Below are 16,518 nucleotides of genomic sequence, written 5' to 3' on the forward strand. Positions count from 1 at the left end.
CTGCGTGTATATTAACCTTATTCCTCTCTTTTGTCTTTTCTGTTTATTTATCTAATTTAATAGATTGTAAACTTAAGCCGTGTATAATTAATTGCTTGGGTCTGTTTGTACTCGGAAAATCCTTCGGATTTCCCTAACGTTCGGTTTCCTTTTGCTAAATTAGTTGCTTAAACCAAGCAACTAACCATACACCAACCGTTAAACGAATTAAAAAAAATATTTTATTTTTTAGGAATTGCTTTCAAAATTTCCAAAACAAACTTCCAATATTTTTGAACTGATGATATTTGAGCACGTTCATCTGGTGAGTGCGCCCCCTTAATATTTGGCCCGAAACTAATCATATCCATATCTGGATAATTCTGACCAAGAATACCACATTCTAATCCTGCATGGCAGGCTGCTACATGAGGCTTTTCTCCGTTTAAATCTTCATAAAGTTTTTCCATCACTTTAAGAATTGGAGAATCCATATTTGGTGTCCAACCTGGATAATCTCCAGTACATTCCACCTCACAACCTGTAAGCTCAAATGCTGCTCGTAAGGAGTTTGACAAATCTACTTTTGAACTTTCTACTGAAGATCGTGTTAAACACCCTATTTTAATATGTCCCTCTTTTACAATAACTCTGGCAATATTATTACTGGTTTCTACCAATTCTGGTATATCTGCACTCATTCTGTATACACCATTTAAGGCAGCATATATAGCTCTTGTTAAGCCTTCTTGAACACCTAAATCCATAATTTTATTTGGCGTATCTACTTTAGAAACACTAATTTCTAAATCGGGCTCCATGGTTTTTAATTCCTTTTTTATTGTAGTAGCCTGTAAAGCCATTTCTAATAAAAAGGCATCTTCATGAATGGCATCAATAGCTACAATTGCTGTACTTTCTCTTGGTATAGCATTTCGTAAGCTACCACCATCAATTTCTGAAATTCGTAACCCGAAGTTTTCAAAACCATCAAATAAAACACGGTTCATTATTTTATTGGCGTTTCCTAGTCCTTCATGAATTTGCATTCCCGAATGTCCGCCTTGTAATCCTTTTACAGAAACTTTATAGCCTATTTTAAATTCTGGTGTTTCTTCTTCCTCGTAAGTTCTTGTTGCCGTTACATCTATGCCTCCTGCACAACCCACACCAATTTCATCATCTTCTTCAGTATCTAAGTTTAATAGAATACCTCCTGATAGTATCCCCCCTTTTAAGCCCATGGCTCCTGTCATGCCTGTTTCTTCATCGATTGTGAATAAGGCTTCAATTGCTGGATGTGCAATATCTGTACTTTCTAAAATGGCCATAATGGTTGCAACACCTAAACCGTTATCGGCACCAAGAGTTGTTCCTTTTGCTTTTACCCAATCACCTTCAATAAACATCTCGATACCTTGAGTATCAAAATCAAAAATAGTATCACCATTTTTTTGATGCACCATATCTAAATGCGATTGCATCACTACAGTTGTTCTATTTTCCATGCCTGCTGTAGCTGGCTTTTTTATAATAACATTTCCTACCTCATCTTCAATGGTTTCTAAACCTAGGTTTTTACCAAAGTCTTTCATGAAAGCGATAACACGTTCTTCTTTTTTTGAAGGGCGCGGTACTGCATTTAAATCTGCAAATTTATTCCAAAGGGCTTGTGGTTGTAATTGTCTTATTTCTGAGTTCATGATAGCATTTTATTATTGTTTCAAAGGTAGCAAAAATAGACAGAATTTGGCTGCTACTCCTGATTGAAATGGCATCCTTTTTTGTGCTTTACTAAAACTATGAAAAAAACTATTATTTTAAAAAATAAAACAAACTTAAAGTGATTCTATAATATGTTAGCACAAGAAAGATATAATGGAAAGCAGGAAGAAACCTTAATAGATAAACTTATGCGTTAGGGTACATATTTTTATTATTTTTGAAAGATGCTGAAAAAGAATAAAACAATTGTTGCGCTATCATTGATTCCGCAATTTTTACTTGTAAAATTACTTGCCAACTACCCCGAGTTTGTAGAGCAATATTACAGTAATGGCTTGTACCCCTTTATTTCTAAAGCTTTTAGATTTACTTTAGGCTGGTTGCCATTTTCGTTTGGCGATTTGGTTTATACTTTTGGTAGTTTATATGCGCTACTATGGTTTTATATAAACAGAAAACGTTTAAGAAAAGATTCTAGAAATTGGCTGGTTGATGTTTTTGCTGCCGTTGCTATAATTTATGGGGCGTTTCATTTATTTTGGGGATTGAATTACCACCGACTACCGTTACATAAAAGTTTACATTTAGAGCGTGATTATACGACTGAACAGTTGGTTGAAGTCACCCAAAATCTGATTAAAAAATCGAATACGCTGCATTTAGAAATTACTAAAAACGATACTATTAAGGTTGACATTCCGTTTAGTAAAAGCGACATTTTTAAAATGGTGCCAACGAGTTATGATAATTTAAAAAAGCATTTTCCGCATTTGGAGTATTACCCAAAGAGTTTAAAAAAATCGATTTACAGTTACCCATTAACGTATATGGGTTTTAGTGGCTATTTAAACCCATTAACAAATGAAGCACAAGTTGATGGTTTAATTCCTGTTTATAAATTCCCTACAACATCGGCTCATGAAATTGCACATCAATTAGGTTTTGCTGCCGAAAATGAAGCTAACTTTATTGGTTTTTTAGCGACAATTAGCCATGATAACATTTATTTTAAATATTCGGGATATACTTTTGCATTACGTTTTTGCCTTAATGAAATTTACAGGCGTGATGAAGCAATTTATGAAAGCATAGTAATCAATGTTAATCCTGGTATTTTAAAAAATTATAAAGAGGTTCGAGACTTTTGGGAAATACACCAAAATCCTGCCGAACCTCTTTTTAAATCTTTTTATGGTAATTTTTTAAAAGCTAACAAACAAAGTAAAGGCATGCAGAGTTACAATTATGTTGTAGCTCTAATTGTTAATTACTTTGAGAACAAATCAAAGTAATTACTCAACAATTGTTGCTCCTGCAGGTGCTTCAAAAATATCTGATTCTGGCTTTTCTTTAGAAACTTTAGTATTTACAAATAATGTTTCTCCTTTTATGGTTGTTGGCAAATTATCTTTATAGTTATAACTCACTATGGTTTCTGGCAATAATAAACCATTAACTTCTTGCCAATTATTATAACGTCTAAAATGAAGTTCTTTCCCTTTTTCTTTAGAGAAAAAGGTTACTGTATAACCTAACCATTCCATTTTAAAAGTATCTGGATTATAATACAAAATATACTCATCGTCTGATGATTCCCCTACTCCGTTTTCATAAGTAATTTTAATTCCTGGATAGGTAACGTTTTCAAAAACTAAAGGAGCAGCCTCTTCATAAATAATTCCATCATCGGCTAAAATAAAAGGCATGGCATAAAAATAAAACATTAGGTTATAATAAAACCTTGGGTTGCCGCCATAAAGCTTATAAGCCTCAGTACCTTTATTTTTTATCCACACGTTTTCACCATCAAAACCAATAGTGTGATTAGGCATTTCAATTAATGATTTCCTATTTTTAAGATTTGTTATTGTCACCTCGTCTCCGTCTGTTTTTTTCATGGTGAATTCAAGCGATTTCATGCTTTCCCATTTATCTAAACCGCCATGAGCTTCAAATATTTTTGTAATATTTCCTGGGTAAACACTCGTTGTTACATCAAGAATTTCTTCAGAATAATCTACGGTTGGTGTTGTTTTGTTTTTACAAGCTAATATTGAAATAGCTAAAGCAAATAGAATGATTTTTTTCATAAGTGTTTTTAATTAGGTTTTCTTGTTTGACGAAGTTAATTGAATATCATTACAATAAAAACAATTACTTTTGCAAGACTCTTATGAAAGAAATTTTTAGCACACAAAACGCATTTATAAAACAACTTGTCCAATTAAAAGATAAGTCGCGCGAACGAAAAAAAGCAGGCACTTTTTTAATAGAAGGTGTTCGTGAAGTTTCCTTAGCTTTAAAAGGTGGTTATAAGTTAGAAACCGTTCTATTTTATCCGGAATTATTTTCTATTGAATCACTTAAAACTTTAATTCCTGAAGCGGTTGATATTGTTGAAGTTTCAAAAGACGTTTATGAAAAATTAGCATATAGATCGACTACTGAAGGGTTGTTGGCTGTAGCTAAGTCAAAAGATAATCAGCTATCCGATTTAACATTTAAAAAAGAAAACCCATTAATTTTAGTGGCAGAAGCGCCAGAAAAACCTGGTAATATTGGCGCAATTTTACGAACTGCTGATGCTGCAAATGTTGATGCTGTAATTATTGCAAACCCAAAAACAGATTTATACAACCCTAATATTGTTCGTTCTAGTGTTGGCTGTGTGTTTACAAACCAAATAGCCACAGGAACAACATCTGAAATTATTACCTTTTTAAAAACGAAAAACATTAATATTTACTGTGCTATTTTACAAGAATCGGTTGACTATCACACGCAAGATTACAAGAAACCAACAGCTATTGTAGTTGGTACAGAATCTACTGGTTTGAGTGATGAATGGCGCAAAAACTCTACAAAAAATATTATTATACCCATGCAAGGTGAGATAGATTCTATGAATGTATCTGTTGCTGCTGGTATTCTTATTTTTGAGGCTAAGAGACAGCGAAAATTTAACTAAATTTATCGAAAATTTCAATATAATAACGACACCTATGAAAAGAATTTTACTTTTAGCATTATTACTAATTAATTATTTTGGAAACGCACAAAATCTGGTGTCTAACGGAAATATGGAGGTGTTTAGTTCTCCAACCAGTACACCAACAGGCTGGTCTTCGTCTAGTGACTTTGGTGATTTTAATCAAAACACAACCGACTTTACAGAAGGTGCAAGTAGTGTTGAGTTTACTGCTGGATTTAGTGACTTAATGATGTTTACAACAGTAGATATCCCTCTTGAATCTGGTAAAACCTATATTATAAAATACGATTACAAATATCTAGGAAGCGATTTTGATGCTAATGATAATATAGAGTTTAGTTTTTATTCTGCTACTGCCCCATTTCTTCATGGCACTAATATTCAAGATAATAATTGGAATACTGTTACTACTCAATTTATACCAACAGAAACAAAGTCTGATTTTGAAGCCACTATTAGAGTAATACCTGCCGCTGGAATTGGTTCTAACTACAAAGTACTTATTGATAATGTACAGGTTTTTGAAGCTGCACCATTATCGACTATATCTTTTAATTTAAAAGATAATATTAACATCTATACTTCGCCATACAAACAACTTAAAATAGATACATCAGCCGATATTGTAATTTTAGACATTGCCGCGTATTCAATTATAGGGCAAAAACAAAAATTAACACCCAACACAAAAGCCCTAACAAATTTTAATTTAAGCACCTTATCTTCTGGAGTTTATATTTTAAAAATAACAACAAATAAAGGCAGCTTAACAAAAAAAATTCTTCTTAAATAATTAAGATTTAAAATACTATTTATGAATGCGACGAGTCTTTTTTACATCATTTTAATAATTATTATTCTAAGTTTTATTATAGATAAAATTCTCGATGCCTTAAACGCAAAACATTACAACGATGTACTTCCAGAGGACTTACAAGATGTTTATGATGATGTAGAGTATAAAAAATCACAAAATTATAAGGCTACCAATTACAAATTCGGATTGTTAACCTCAACATTTTCTATTCTTTTAACTTTAGGATTTTTATGGTTTGATGGTTTTAAATTTGTAGACAACATTGCAAGAAATTATAGTGAAAACCCCATTATAATTGCACTAATCTTTTTTGGCATTATAATGATTGGTAGCGATATTTTAACCACACCTTTCTCCTATTACAGCACCTTTGTTATCGAAGAAAAATTTGGATTTAATAAAACAACTGTTAAAACATTTTTTTTAGATAAAGTTAAAGGCTGGCTCATGATGGCTATTGTTGGTGGTGGTATTCTAGCCTTGATTATTTGGTTTTACGAAGCAACAGGAAAACACTTTTGGCTATATACATGGGCATTAGTGGCTGTTTTTACTTTGTTTATGAACATGTTTTATTCTAAACTAATTGTACCTCTTTTTAATAAGCAAACACCTTTAGAAGAAGGTACATTACGCGATAAAATTTCGGCATATGCTAAAACAGTAGGTTTTAAACTAGATAAAATCTTTGTAATTGATGGCTCTAAACGTAGCACCAAAGCAAACGCATACTTTTCTGGTTTTGGGAGCGAAAAACGCGTAACACTTTATGATACGTTGATTAATGATTTGGATGATGAAGAAATTGTTGCCGTTTTAGCCCACGAAGTTGGACACTACAAAAAGAAACATATTATTTTTAACTTATTTGCTTCCATTCTTTTAACAGGGTTAACACTTTATATTTTATCATTGTTTATATCAAACCCGTTATTATCGCAAGCATTAGGTGTTGAAACTCCCAGTTTCCATATTGGCTTAATTGCTTTTGGTCTTCTCTACTCGCCTATTTCTGAAATTACTGGTTTAATTATGAATCTGTTTTCTAGAAAATTTGAATACCAAGCCGATGATTATGCAAAAAAAACTTATAATGGAGAGCCACTAATTACCTCGCTTAAAAAGCTATCTAAAAATAGCTTGAGTAATTTAACACCGCATCCTGCTTATGTGTTTATGCATTATTCACATCCAACGCTTTTGGAACGCATAGGGAATTTGAGGAAGTAACCTTTTACTTATTCACATTTTTTTAATTTATAATATTATCTTATTAAACAATAAGGCTAAAACTTGATTTTGTAAATAATTTCAGCCAAATTCATTTAACGTCCGATATAAATCATTAAAACGATTTCATTTCCGCGAACAATTAAACGAAATTTTAAAAAAACCACCAACTTGCATAAATACGCCTTAAAGTTAACAGATAACTGCGTTAACGATTGAACGGTATGTTTGAGCTCCCGACGTAGGAGGAGCGAGTAGTGAAAGCGTGTTAAAACGCCCAAATAAAAATAATCCAAATAATAGTGTATCTTTGCGCCTTGAAACTCAAGATGAGTTTAATATTCCTCAGAGAGAGGATGTGTTACTAGAAGTTTAGGTTAAGTATGTCGATTCGCTTCTTTATGTAACACCACATAATTAAATCGCATACATAAACAAAAGAATGAGCACATTCCAAGATTTAGGTCTTAATGACGACTTATTACAAGCAATTACTGATTTAGGATTTGAAAAACCTAGTGAAGTACAAGAAAAAGCAATCCCAATTTTATTAGAATCTGAAACCGATTTGGTAGCATTAGCCCAAACCGGAACCGGAAAAACAGCAGCTTTTGGTTTTCCAATGCTAGAAAAAATTGATGTTTCTAGTAGAACCACTCAAGGACTAATATTATCGCCTACAAGAGAACTTTGTTTACAAATTACCAACGAAATGAAATTGTATGGTAAGTACTGCAAAGGCCTTAATGTAGTGGCCGTTTACGGTGGTTCTAGTATTACAGACCAAGCACGCGAAATTAAACGTGGTGCACAAATTATTGTAGCTACGCCTGGTAGAATGAAAGATATGATTAACCGTCGTTTGGTTGATATTTCTAAAATCCAATATTCGGTTTTAGATGAGGCAGACGAGATGTTAAACATGGGCTTTAAAGAAGATATTACCGATATTTTATCGCACACACCAGACGATAAGAATACTTGGTTATTTTCTGCAACAATGCCACGTGAAGTTGCTACTATTGCCAAAAAATTTATGCATAACCCACAGGAAATTACTGTTGGTAATAAAAATGAAAGTACAAGTAACGTATCTCACGAATACTACTTAGTAAACGCCAGAGACCGTTACCAGGCTTTAAAACGACTATCGGATGCTAATCCAGATATATTTTCGGTTATTTTTTGTAGAACAAAACGTGATACACAAAAAGTTGCTGAAAACTTAATTGAAGATGGTTATAGCGCAGGTGCATTACATGGCGATTTAAGCCAAAACCAGCGTGATTTAGTAATGAAATCTTTTAGAAACCAACAAATACAAATGCTTGTAGCTACAGATGTTGCTGCTCGTGGTATTGATGTTGATGATATTACACACGTAATAAACTACCAATTACCAGACGAAATTGAAACTTACACACACCGTTCTGGAAGAACTGGTCGTGCTGGTAAAACAGGAGTTTCTATGGTTATTGTTTCTAAAAGTGAAGTGCGTAAAATTAAAAGTATTGAGCGCATTATTAACCAAAAATTTGAGAAAAAAGAAATTCCAGATGGCGCTGATATTTGCGAAGTACAATTAATGTCGCTGGCTAATAAAATACATAACACAGAAATAAATCATGAAATTGATAAACACTTATCAAACATTAATGAATTATTTGCTGATACTGATAAAGATGAATTAATTAAAAAATTCTTCTCTGTTGAGTTTACGCGTTTTTATAACTACTACCAAAAATCTAAAAACTTAAATGTTTCTGAAAGCTCTAGCGATAGAGAAGGCGGACGCGATTTTAGAGGCGGTAAAAACGATTCTACCCGTTACTTTATTAATGTGGGTGGTAAAGATGGTTTTGATTGGATGTCGCTTAAAGATTTCCTTAAAGAGCAATTAGGACTTGGTAGAGACGATGTTTTTAAAGTTGAAACTAAAGATTCATTTTCTTTCTTTAATACAGAAAACGAATTAAAAGAGAAAGTTTTAGCACATTTTACCGACTTTAAACACGAAGGACGTTTTGTAAATGTTGAAGTTTCTGAAAACCGTGGTGGTGGCGGAAGACGTGGAGACAGACGAGGCGGAAGCGGAAAACGCGATGGCGGAAAAAGACGTGACGACAGACGTGGTGGCGGAAGACGTGATGATAGAAAGGGTGCTTCTGGAAACAGAAGTGAAAGACGAAAAAGTGACGGTGGGTCTAAACCAAGACGATCAGACTCTAGCGATTTTGGAAGCTCTAGACCTAGACGTTCAAGAAGATAGTTTTTTTAAAAACAAGGCTTTCTTTAAATACATCTTAATGTTATATTGAGCTCAGTCAAAAAAGCTACAACTCACGTTTTAACGCATTTCGACTGTGCTTAATGTATCAAAAAGTTAATTTTTAACTTTTAATGATTACTTTATTAACCTAAAAGTTGGTTATTATTCAAAAATTTGAACTAAACTTTTTTGTTAATTTTAAGTCAAATTAAAACATAACGGCATAATTTGCCGTTTTGTTTATTACTTTTGGTGAGCAAATAAAGCCTATGAAAAATTATATTTTACTTTTTACCTTTTTATTAGCCTCAGCTATTTCTATAGCTCAAGAAGCAGATAAGGTATTAGGTGTTGTAATTAATTCGGCTGATGAAGGCGCTCTTGAAAGCGTAAATATTGTAAACCTAAACCAAGTAATAGGTACAACTACAAACAAAAAAGGTGAATTTAAAATTACTGCCAAGGTAAATGATACACTTCACTTTTCATATTTAGGTTTTAAATCTATTAAAGTACGAGTAACCAATGACTGGTTAAAATTTGGCAGTTCTAAAATCGAGCTTACAGAATTGGCTTTAGCTCTAGAAGAAGTTGTTGTAAATCAACTTAGCCTTACTGGATATCTAGAAGTAGACATAAAGCAAGTACCAGATATTAACACCAATTACCGCTATAGTATTTCTGGCCTACAAGGTTCGGGTTACGAAGCAAGTAAAAAATCTGGACTAACAAGGGTAATTGGTTCTATATTTAATCCTGCAGATTTCTTACACAGAATGTTTGGTAAAAAGCCAAACGAACTACGTAAGCTTAAAAAAATGAAGCAAGATGATGAAATAAGAAACATATTAGCCGCTCGTTTTGATCGTGAAATGCTAACCGTTTTATTACAAGTAGATCGTGTAGATTTAGATGAAATTGTGAGTCAATGTAACTACTCCAAAGGTTTTATACAAACTGCCAACGACCTTCAAATACTCGATGCTATTAGTGAATGTTATGAGGAATACAAACTACTAAGTCGAGGTAGAAGCCGCAAAATTTAATTTCTGGGCGTTACCACAAGGGTCGGGCTTTACACTATATCTTTTTTTCGTGCCTCAACAAAGGATGCCGTTTCAATCCCTAACGCACATAGCAATCTCTAATCATTTTAAAAACTTAAATTGATATTATTACATAAAATTAATTATCGCTATAAAAACGTTCTACAATCTCATCGTAGCTTTTAATTGTTTTTTTACACCAATCTAAACGTTTTTCATATATTTCGGTTTCACTTAAACGCCAATCAATATCAGATTTTTTAAGTTTTGTAGTTACATGCTGTAAAATTATAGCTGCAGAAACCGATATATTTAAACTTTCAGTAAAACCAACCATAGGTATTTTTAAAAAGCAATCAGCTTCATCTAAAACTTCCTTCGATAAGCCTTCAGTTTCCCTTCCAAAGAAAAAACAAGACTTTTTATTAATATCAAAATCATACAACTCACAATCATTAGTGTGTGGTGTCGTTGCAACAATTTGGTAATCTTTTCCCTTTAAATCCCTAATGCAATCCTTAACCGATCCAAATCTATTTAAATCCACCCATTTTTGAGCACCCATAGCAATTTCTCTATCAATTTGTTTAGAGTTTTGCTCCTCAACAATATTAACCTCTTGAATACCAAAAACATCGCAACTTCTTATAACAGCACTTGTATTATGCAGTTGGTACACATCTTCTGTAGCAACTGTAAAATGTTTAGTGCGTTCTTGTAAAACTTCATGAAAACGATTTTTACGGTGTTCGGTTAAATAGGTTTCTAAGTGCTCAAGGAGTTTTAGGTCAGTCATATCACAAAACTAATAAACTTTCTTTCATTAATAAAAATGAATACTTAGTATCTTTGATTCTGTTCCATTAAATACAAGAATTACAAAAAAGCACAAATAATGAAACATATAGTAGTACTCACAGGAGCAGGCATGAGCGCCGAAAGCGGCATTAAAACCTTTAGAGATGCCAATGGTTTATGGGAAGGGCACGATGTTATGGAAGTTGCAACACCGCAAGGTTTTGCTGCAAATCCAGAATTGGTTTTAGATTTTTATAATCAACGTAGAAGACAGTTGTTTGAAGTTGAACCTAATCAAGCTCACAAGGATTTAGCAGAACTTGAAAATGATTATAAAGTTACTATTGTAACCCAAAATGTAGACGATTTACATGAACGTGCTGGCAGTAAAAACGTAGTTCACTTACATGGTGAATTACTAAAAGTAAGAAGCACCATATATCCAAATGACATTCAAACATGGAAAACTGATTTGGTTTTAGGTGATGTTTGCAATAAAGGACATCAATTAAGACCTCATATTGTTTGGTTTGGCGAAGATGTTCCTATGATTGAAAAAGCTGTTGAAATTTGTGAAACCGCAGACTTTTTAATCATTATAGGCACGTCTATGAATGTGTATCCTGCTGCTGGCTTAATGCATTATGTTCCAGAAAAAACACCAACTTACTTTATTGACCCAAAACCTAATATTGCGAGTAAAGAAAATCTAACTGTAATTTCTGAAACTGCTACTGTAGGCGTTAAAAAAATGATTGAAATACTTAGTGCATTTTAATAGCCATAATACTAGACCAATGCTTATTATCTTTCCAAGCATTAAATCCATGTTTTTTCAATATATTAATGTAAGTATCAATATCTTGATTTTCATCTAAATGCATTTCAATATTAATGGCTTTAACATATTGTAACCAAGTTAAATCTTCTTGATTTAAAATATCTTCTTCAGCACCTTCAATATCCATTTTCACATAATCAATCTCAGTTAAATTATACTTTTTAATAATACTTAAAACTGTTGTACTTTGAATTTTAATACTTGCTCTGTCAGTATCATTTTTCTTAAGAGAATAGGCATCAAAATCTGAACTAGCATTATAACTTACAGTTGTGTTTTCTGTCCAAATGGCTTGATTATGTAAATGTATATTTTTGTAAAACTTTGTATTGTGTTTAGCCAATAAATAATTATCGGTATTCATTTCGTAACCATATATAATACTATCTGGGTAAAGTTGTTTTAAATGTACAATGGTTAGGCCAATATTACTACCTAAGTCTAATATTACAGGTGTTTTTGAAAGCTGAGTATCTTTAGGTGGCAAATGGTATTTATCTGCAAACACATAGCCTACTACCTCTTTATCAATAAAATTTTTTCTAATTTTTATGCTGTGCTTTAAGCCTTTTAAATGTAATTTTAGAAACCCTTTCTTTGGGTTATTACGTTCAATTTTAGAAAGTTTAATTCTATCTGCAGTATTAAAAAGTTCATGAGGTTGTGTAAAAACTCTAATTTTCTGGTACTTTTTTTTAATAGAATGATATATGTTTCTTAGCATGAAATTAAAGTTTTAACAATAAATGACGAAAGTAAATTGAAATTTTATTTTAATCAAATTTACCTCATTATTCGTTTTTATTTTTTTCTTCAATCCATTTACTCATAAACTTTGTACTTTGTAAAGTATGATGTTGAAGCATTTTACCTGTAAAGTTATTTATTCTATGTTTATTTAATGTATTAATCGTTACACTTACTTTATTCAGAAATCTATCCTGATGCACATTTTTATAAAAACGTGAATTTATGATTGCAAAGCCATTTGATTGTTTTTCTTTCCAAAGTATTGCATCATTATAAAGTTTAACAGACTTATTTACAAACTCTTGCAAATCGTCTTCAATAAAACCATTAGCTGCTAAGTTATCAAACATCCCTTCTGCTCCAATTGTTGAAGTTACTGTAGGTGTACCATTAATCATAGCATCAATTAATTTACCTTTTAAACCTGCACCAAATCGAATTGGTGCTAAACATATTTTAGCGTTTTGCATGACTTCATTAACATCTTCGGCAAAACCTTTTATTAAAAAACCTTGTTTATCATTATGTAATTGATTGATTTTCTGTGAAGCATAAGCACCATAAACATGTAATTCTGCTTTAGGTAATTGTTTTTTTATTAAAGGCCAAATGGCTTCTTTTAAATATAAAACAGCGTTATAGTTGGGTTCGTGTAAAAAATTCCCAATGGTTATAAAATGATTTCTATTTTCAAAATTTGGAAGTGATTGTTTGTACTCATCTGAAATAAAATCTTGCATAAAAGGCAAATAAACCAACAAAGACGCATCAACTTTAAATTGATTTTTAAGAATCTCCATTTCAACTTCAGAAATAATTAAACTTAAATCACTTCTGTATATACTAGCAATTTCTCGCTTAGCAACATCATTAAACAAATAAGATTCATTAAAAGACATAGAATCTTTAAACGCTTGTTGCCTTCCTTTTCGTAAACAATGTAAATCTTCAGTATCTAATATTTTTAAGGCATTAGGACATTGTTCTGTAATACGCCAACCAAATTGCTCTTCCATCATAAAACGATCAAACACAACTATATCGGGGTTTAATGTTTTTACAAAAACATCAAAAGATGTATTATTTAATTCAATAGAAACTGGAGAAACATTGATACTTTCTAAATTAAAAGCATTATCGCTTTTAGCACATGGGCTTGCAAAAGTTATTTGATAGTCTGCTCTTTGAAATACTTCAATAAGTTGCATCATTCTGCTACCAGCTGCAGAACTTTTTGGCTCTGGCCATACAAAACCAATGATTAATAGATGCTTAGGCATTAAATTATTTATTGTTAGATTATTAAAATTATTCTGGTTTTGGCTCTACACTATATTTTAATCTAACTAATTTTGCCCAATCTATAACAGCTTTTATTTGTGTTTCGGTAAGTTTTGCTTCGGTGTGCGTCCAGGTATAAGACTCTAAAGGCATTTCTTTTGCTTCAACCATTTCAATAAGTTCTTCAAATTTATGGTCTTTTCGTTTTACAGAATTACCTTCCCAATTAGACATATTAAAATGCTTTTTACCATTATTAACATGCCCAGCTAACCAATAATTCACAGGTGTAATGTTATTATACCATGGATAGCGAGTAAAATCGCTATGACAATCAATACAAGCTTCTTTTAAAATGATTTTTACATTTTCTGGCGGATTTGTTTCAGCCATAAAAGTATTTATTAAATTTAATTCACCTTCGTTTTTATCAGGACCAAAAAATTGTGCAATTACAAATAATAGTAGCAATAGCATTAACACTTTTTTTATAAGTTTCATTTTTATACATTTATTCTATAAAAATAAGAAAACCTTTTTGACTAAAGAAGAACTCTATAACGAATTAAATTATGTAAATCATTCGCGTGAAAAACGTTTGTATTATGCACATTTAATGCATAATAATTTAGATTTAGTTCCTAAACTATTAGATATACTTTTTACAGTTGATGATAAAATTTCGCCTCGGGCTGCTTGGGTTTTTGAGTTTATGTGTAATGAAGATATTGATACAATAATTCCGTTTTTAGACCATTTTACAGAAAACATGCACAAAGTGCATTTAGACTCGGCTGTTAGACCTGTAGCTAAAATTTGTGAATTTCTTGCCAAAGCATATACTTCTAAATTTGACAATAAAATTAAAGTGTTTTTAACCGAAACACATAAAGAGCGTATTATAGAAACCTGTTTTGATTATATGATTAATGACGAAAAAGTTGCCCCAAAAGCATACGGCATGTCTACGCTTTTTTTATTAGGCAAACAATATGATTGGATATACCCCGAATTAGCACGTATATTAGAAGATGATTTCTCAAAACAAAGCGCTGCTTTTAAGGCTAGAGCAAGACATATTTTAAAAAAAATAAAGACACATTAAACTTAAATTATTAAAAATCTTCTGTCTTCAGCTATCTGTCTTCAGACTAAAAATTCTATCTTTGCAACTTCAAAAATTGAATCATATATGTCATTATCAGCATTAAATGCCATCTCTCCTATTGATGGTCGTTACAGAAGTAAAGTAAGTGAACTAGCTCCATATTTTTCTGAAGAAGCTTTAATAAAATATCGTGTTTTAGTCGAAATAGAATATTTTATTGCCCTTTGCGAAATACCGCTACCTCAACTTCAATCTGTAGATAGTGCTATTTTTGAAAGCTTAAGAGCTATTTATAAAGATTTCTCTTCAGATGATGCAACAGCAATTAAAAAAATTGAAAGCGTTACTAATCATGATGTAAAAGCAGTTGAATATTTTATTAAAGAACAATTTGATGCTTTAGGTTTATCTCAATACAAAGAGTTTATTCACTTTGGATTAACATCACAAGATATTAATAACACAGCTATTCCTTTAAGTATTAAGGAAGCTATGAACGATGTTTATGTACCAGAATATTTTATTGTTTTAGAGAAACTGAAAGAATTATCTAAAGATTGGGCAGATATATCAATGTTGGCAAGAACCCACGGGCAACCAGCATCTCCTACTCGACTTGGTAAGGAAATTGAAGTTTTTGTAGTGCGTTTAGAAGAACAATTTAATTTATTAAATGATATACCAAGTGCTGCCAAATTTGGTGGTGCCACAGGTAATTTTAATGCACATCATGTAGCTTACCCAGATATTGACTGGAAAGCTTTTGGTGGACAATTTGTACAAGAAAAATTAGGTTTACAACACTCCTTCCCTACTACACAAATTGAGCATTACGACCATATGGCCGCTTTATTTGATACCTTAAAACGTATTAACACCATTATCCTTGATTTAGACAGAGACATTTGGACATACGTATCAATGGATTATTTTAAGCAAAAAATTAAAGCTGGCGAAGTTGGTAGTTCTGCAATGCCACATAAAGTAAACCCTATAGATTTTGAAAACTCTGAAGGTAACTTAGGAATAGCAAACGCTATTTTCGAGCATCTTTCTGCAAAATTACCAGTATCAAGATTACAGCGAGATTTAACAGATAGTACGGTTTTAAGAAACGTTGGTGTCCCTTTTGGGCACACACTAATTGGTTTTAAATCGACTTTAAAAGGATTAAATAAATTACTTTTAAACGAAAGTAAATTTGCTGAAGATTTAGAAAACAATTGGGCTGTTGTAGCAGAGGCTATTCAAACCATATTACGTCGAGAGGGATATCCAAACCCATACGAAGCTTTAAAAGGATTAACAAGAACCAATTCTAAAATAAATCAAGATTCTATTTCTAATTTTATAGATACATTAGAAGTTTCTAATACAATAAAAGACGAATTAAAACGTATTACACCTAGTAATTATACAGGTATTTAAATTTTAAATATGTTAAACGACAATCAATCTTTAATACTTACAGGGCTAATGGCTGGTGGTATTTTTGTATTTGGAATACTTGATATTCTAGATAATTTTGTCATTTTAACCATTTTAACAATCGTTTTTTTTACTATTGTAATTAATATATTTTATTCAAAATCTAAATCAAAAGAAGAAAGTCAAGATTAAAAATCCATTTTTGATAATAATTATATTTACATAAAAAAGCTTCCTTTTCAGGAAGCTTTTTA

General features: G+C 31.8%; 16 protein-coding genes. 10 read left to right on the forward strand and 6 right to left on the reverse strand.

Translation table 11 applies throughout. The annotated features are described in order from the left end of the window. Positions 1 to 221 precede the first annotated feature (221 nt). Positions 222 to 1,682 (reverse strand): aminoacyl-histidine dipeptidase, encoded by a 1,461-nt coding sequence (locus Q0842_RS15280; protein WP_298500157.1) that lies wholly within the window; start codon positions 1,680 to 1,682, stop codon positions 222 to 224. A gap of 246 nt (positions 1,683 to 1,928) precedes the next feature. Here Q0842_RS15280 and Q0842_RS15285 point away from each other — a divergent pair, with 246 nt between their 5' ends. Beyond that, entirely contained in the window at positions 1,929 to 2,996 is a 1,068-nt protein-coding gene (locus tag Q0842_RS15285) for a DUF3810 domain-containing protein (protein WP_298500160.1), read from the forward strand. On the opposite strand, the gene Q0842_RS15290 is transcribed toward Q0842_RS15285, so the two are convergent. Beyond that, entirely contained in the window at positions 2,997 to 3,794 is a 798-nt protein-coding gene (locus Q0842_RS15290) for a DUF6503 family protein (protein WP_298500163.1), read from the reverse strand. An 83-nt stretch (positions 3,795 to 3,877) separates the two neighbouring features. Between Q0842_RS15290 and Q0842_RS15295 the strand changes: the two genes are divergently transcribed. The 5 genes from Q0842_RS15295 (at position 3,878) to Q0842_RS15315 (ending at position 10,058) form a co-directional block, all read left to right on the forward strand. Continuing rightward, positions 3,878 to 4,672, forward strand: coding sequence for an RNA methyltransferase (locus Q0842_RS15295; RefSeq protein ID WP_298500166.1), 795 nt, complete (start codon positions 3,878 to 3,880; stop codon positions 4,670 to 4,672). Between the two features lie 34 nt (positions 4,673 to 4,706). After that, a complete protein-coding gene (locus tag Q0842_RS15300) occupies positions 4,707 to 5,489 on the forward strand; it encodes a T9SS type A sorting domain-containing protein (RefSeq protein WP_298500169.1) in 783 nt (260 codons plus the stop codon). A 21-nt stretch (positions 5,490 to 5,510) separates the two neighbouring features. Then, positions 5,511 to 6,743, forward strand: a complete 1,233-nt coding sequence (locus Q0842_RS15305; RefSeq protein ID WP_298500172.1) for a M48 family metallopeptidase — start codon at positions 5,511 to 5,513, stop codon at positions 6,741 to 6,743. Positions 6,744 to 7,185: 442 nt separating this feature from the next. Further along, positions 7,186 to 9,012, forward strand: a complete 1,827-nt coding sequence (locus Q0842_RS15310; RefSeq protein WP_298500174.1) for a DEAD/DEAH box helicase — start codon at positions 7,186 to 7,188, stop codon at positions 9,010 to 9,012. Positions 9,013 to 9,281: 269 nt separating this feature from the next. After that, positions 9,282 to 10,058 carry a carboxypeptidase-like regulatory domain-containing protein gene (locus tag Q0842_RS15315; protein ID WP_298500177.1) on the forward strand — a complete coding sequence of 259 codons (777 nt, stop codon included), beginning with the start codon at positions 9,282 to 9,284 and terminating at the stop codon, positions 10,056 to 10,058. Between the two features lie 139 nt (positions 10,059 to 10,197). Here the strand turns inward: Q0842_RS15315 and Q0842_RS15320 are convergent, their stop codons facing one another. After that, on the reverse strand, positions 10,198 to 10,854 hold the full coding sequence (locus Q0842_RS15320) for an RNA methyltransferase (protein WP_298500179.1): 657 nt from the start codon (positions 10,852 to 10,854) through the stop codon (positions 10,198 to 10,200). A gap of 99 nt (positions 10,855 to 10,953) precedes the next feature. On the opposite strand from Q0842_RS15320, the gene Q0842_RS15325 reads away from it, so the two are divergent. Next, the gene (locus Q0842_RS15325; protein ID WP_298500182.1) at positions 10,954 to 11,634 is read left to right on the forward strand and encodes an NAD-dependent deacylase; all 681 of its coding nucleotides are present in this window, start codon (positions 10,954 to 10,956) and stop codon (positions 11,632 to 11,634) included. Here the strand turns inward: Q0842_RS15325 and Q0842_RS15330 are convergent. The 3 genes from Q0842_RS15330 to Q0842_RS15340 all read right to left on the reverse strand — a co-directional run bounded on the left by Q0842_RS15330 (position 11,621) and on the right by Q0842_RS15340 (position 14,229). Next, complete coding sequence (locus Q0842_RS15330; RefSeq protein ID WP_298500185.1) at positions 11,621 to 12,421, reverse strand: FkbM family methyltransferase; 801 nt, start codon at positions 12,419 to 12,421, stop codon at positions 11,621 to 11,623. The two genes, Q0842_RS15325 and Q0842_RS15330, sit on opposite strands and share 14 nt — an antisense overlap. Before the next feature lie 67 nt (positions 12,422 to 12,488). Beyond that, positions 12,489 to 13,727: a glycosyltransferase family 4 protein gene (locus tag Q0842_RS15335; RefSeq protein WP_298500188.1), complete on the reverse strand. Its 1,239-nt coding sequence runs from the start codon at positions 13,725 to 13,727 to the stop codon at positions 12,489 to 12,491. 28 nt (positions 13,728 to 13,755) lie between these two features. Next, the gene (locus tag Q0842_RS15340; RefSeq protein ID WP_298500190.1) at positions 13,756 to 14,229 is read right to left on the reverse strand and encodes a heme-binding domain-containing protein; all 474 of its coding nucleotides are present in this window, start codon (positions 14,227 to 14,229) and stop codon (positions 13,756 to 13,758) included. A 37-nt stretch (positions 14,230 to 14,266) separates the two neighbouring features. Between Q0842_RS15340 and Q0842_RS15345 the strand changes: the two genes are divergently transcribed. From Q0842_RS15345 to Q0842_RS15355, 3 genes are all read left to right on the forward strand, one after another. Continuing rightward, the gene (locus Q0842_RS15345; protein WP_298500194.1) at positions 14,267 to 14,833 is read left to right on the forward strand and encodes an adenylosuccinate lyase; all 567 of its coding nucleotides are present in this window, start codon (positions 14,267 to 14,269) and stop codon (positions 14,831 to 14,833) included. Positions 14,834 to 14,920: 87 nt separating this feature from the next. Continuing rightward, positions 14,921 to 16,264, forward strand: coding sequence for an adenylosuccinate lyase (gene purB / locus Q0842_RS15350; RefSeq protein ID WP_298500197.1), 1,344 nt, complete (start codon positions 14,921 to 14,923; stop codon positions 16,262 to 16,264). 9 nt (positions 16,265 to 16,273) lie between these two features. Next, the gene (locus tag Q0842_RS15355) at positions 16,274 to 16,456 is read left to right on the forward strand and encodes a hypothetical protein (protein ID WP_298500200.1); all 183 of its coding nucleotides are present in this window, start codon (positions 16,274 to 16,276) and stop codon (positions 16,454 to 16,456) included. Positions 16,457 to 16,518: the final 62 nt, after the last annotated feature.

Origin of the sequence: uncultured Algibacter sp. (genome assembly GCF_947495675.1) — a bacterium.
In the GTDB taxonomy this organism is placed as follows: domain Bacteria; phylum Bacteroidota; class Bacteroidia; order Flavobacteriales; family Flavobacteriaceae; genus Algibacter_B.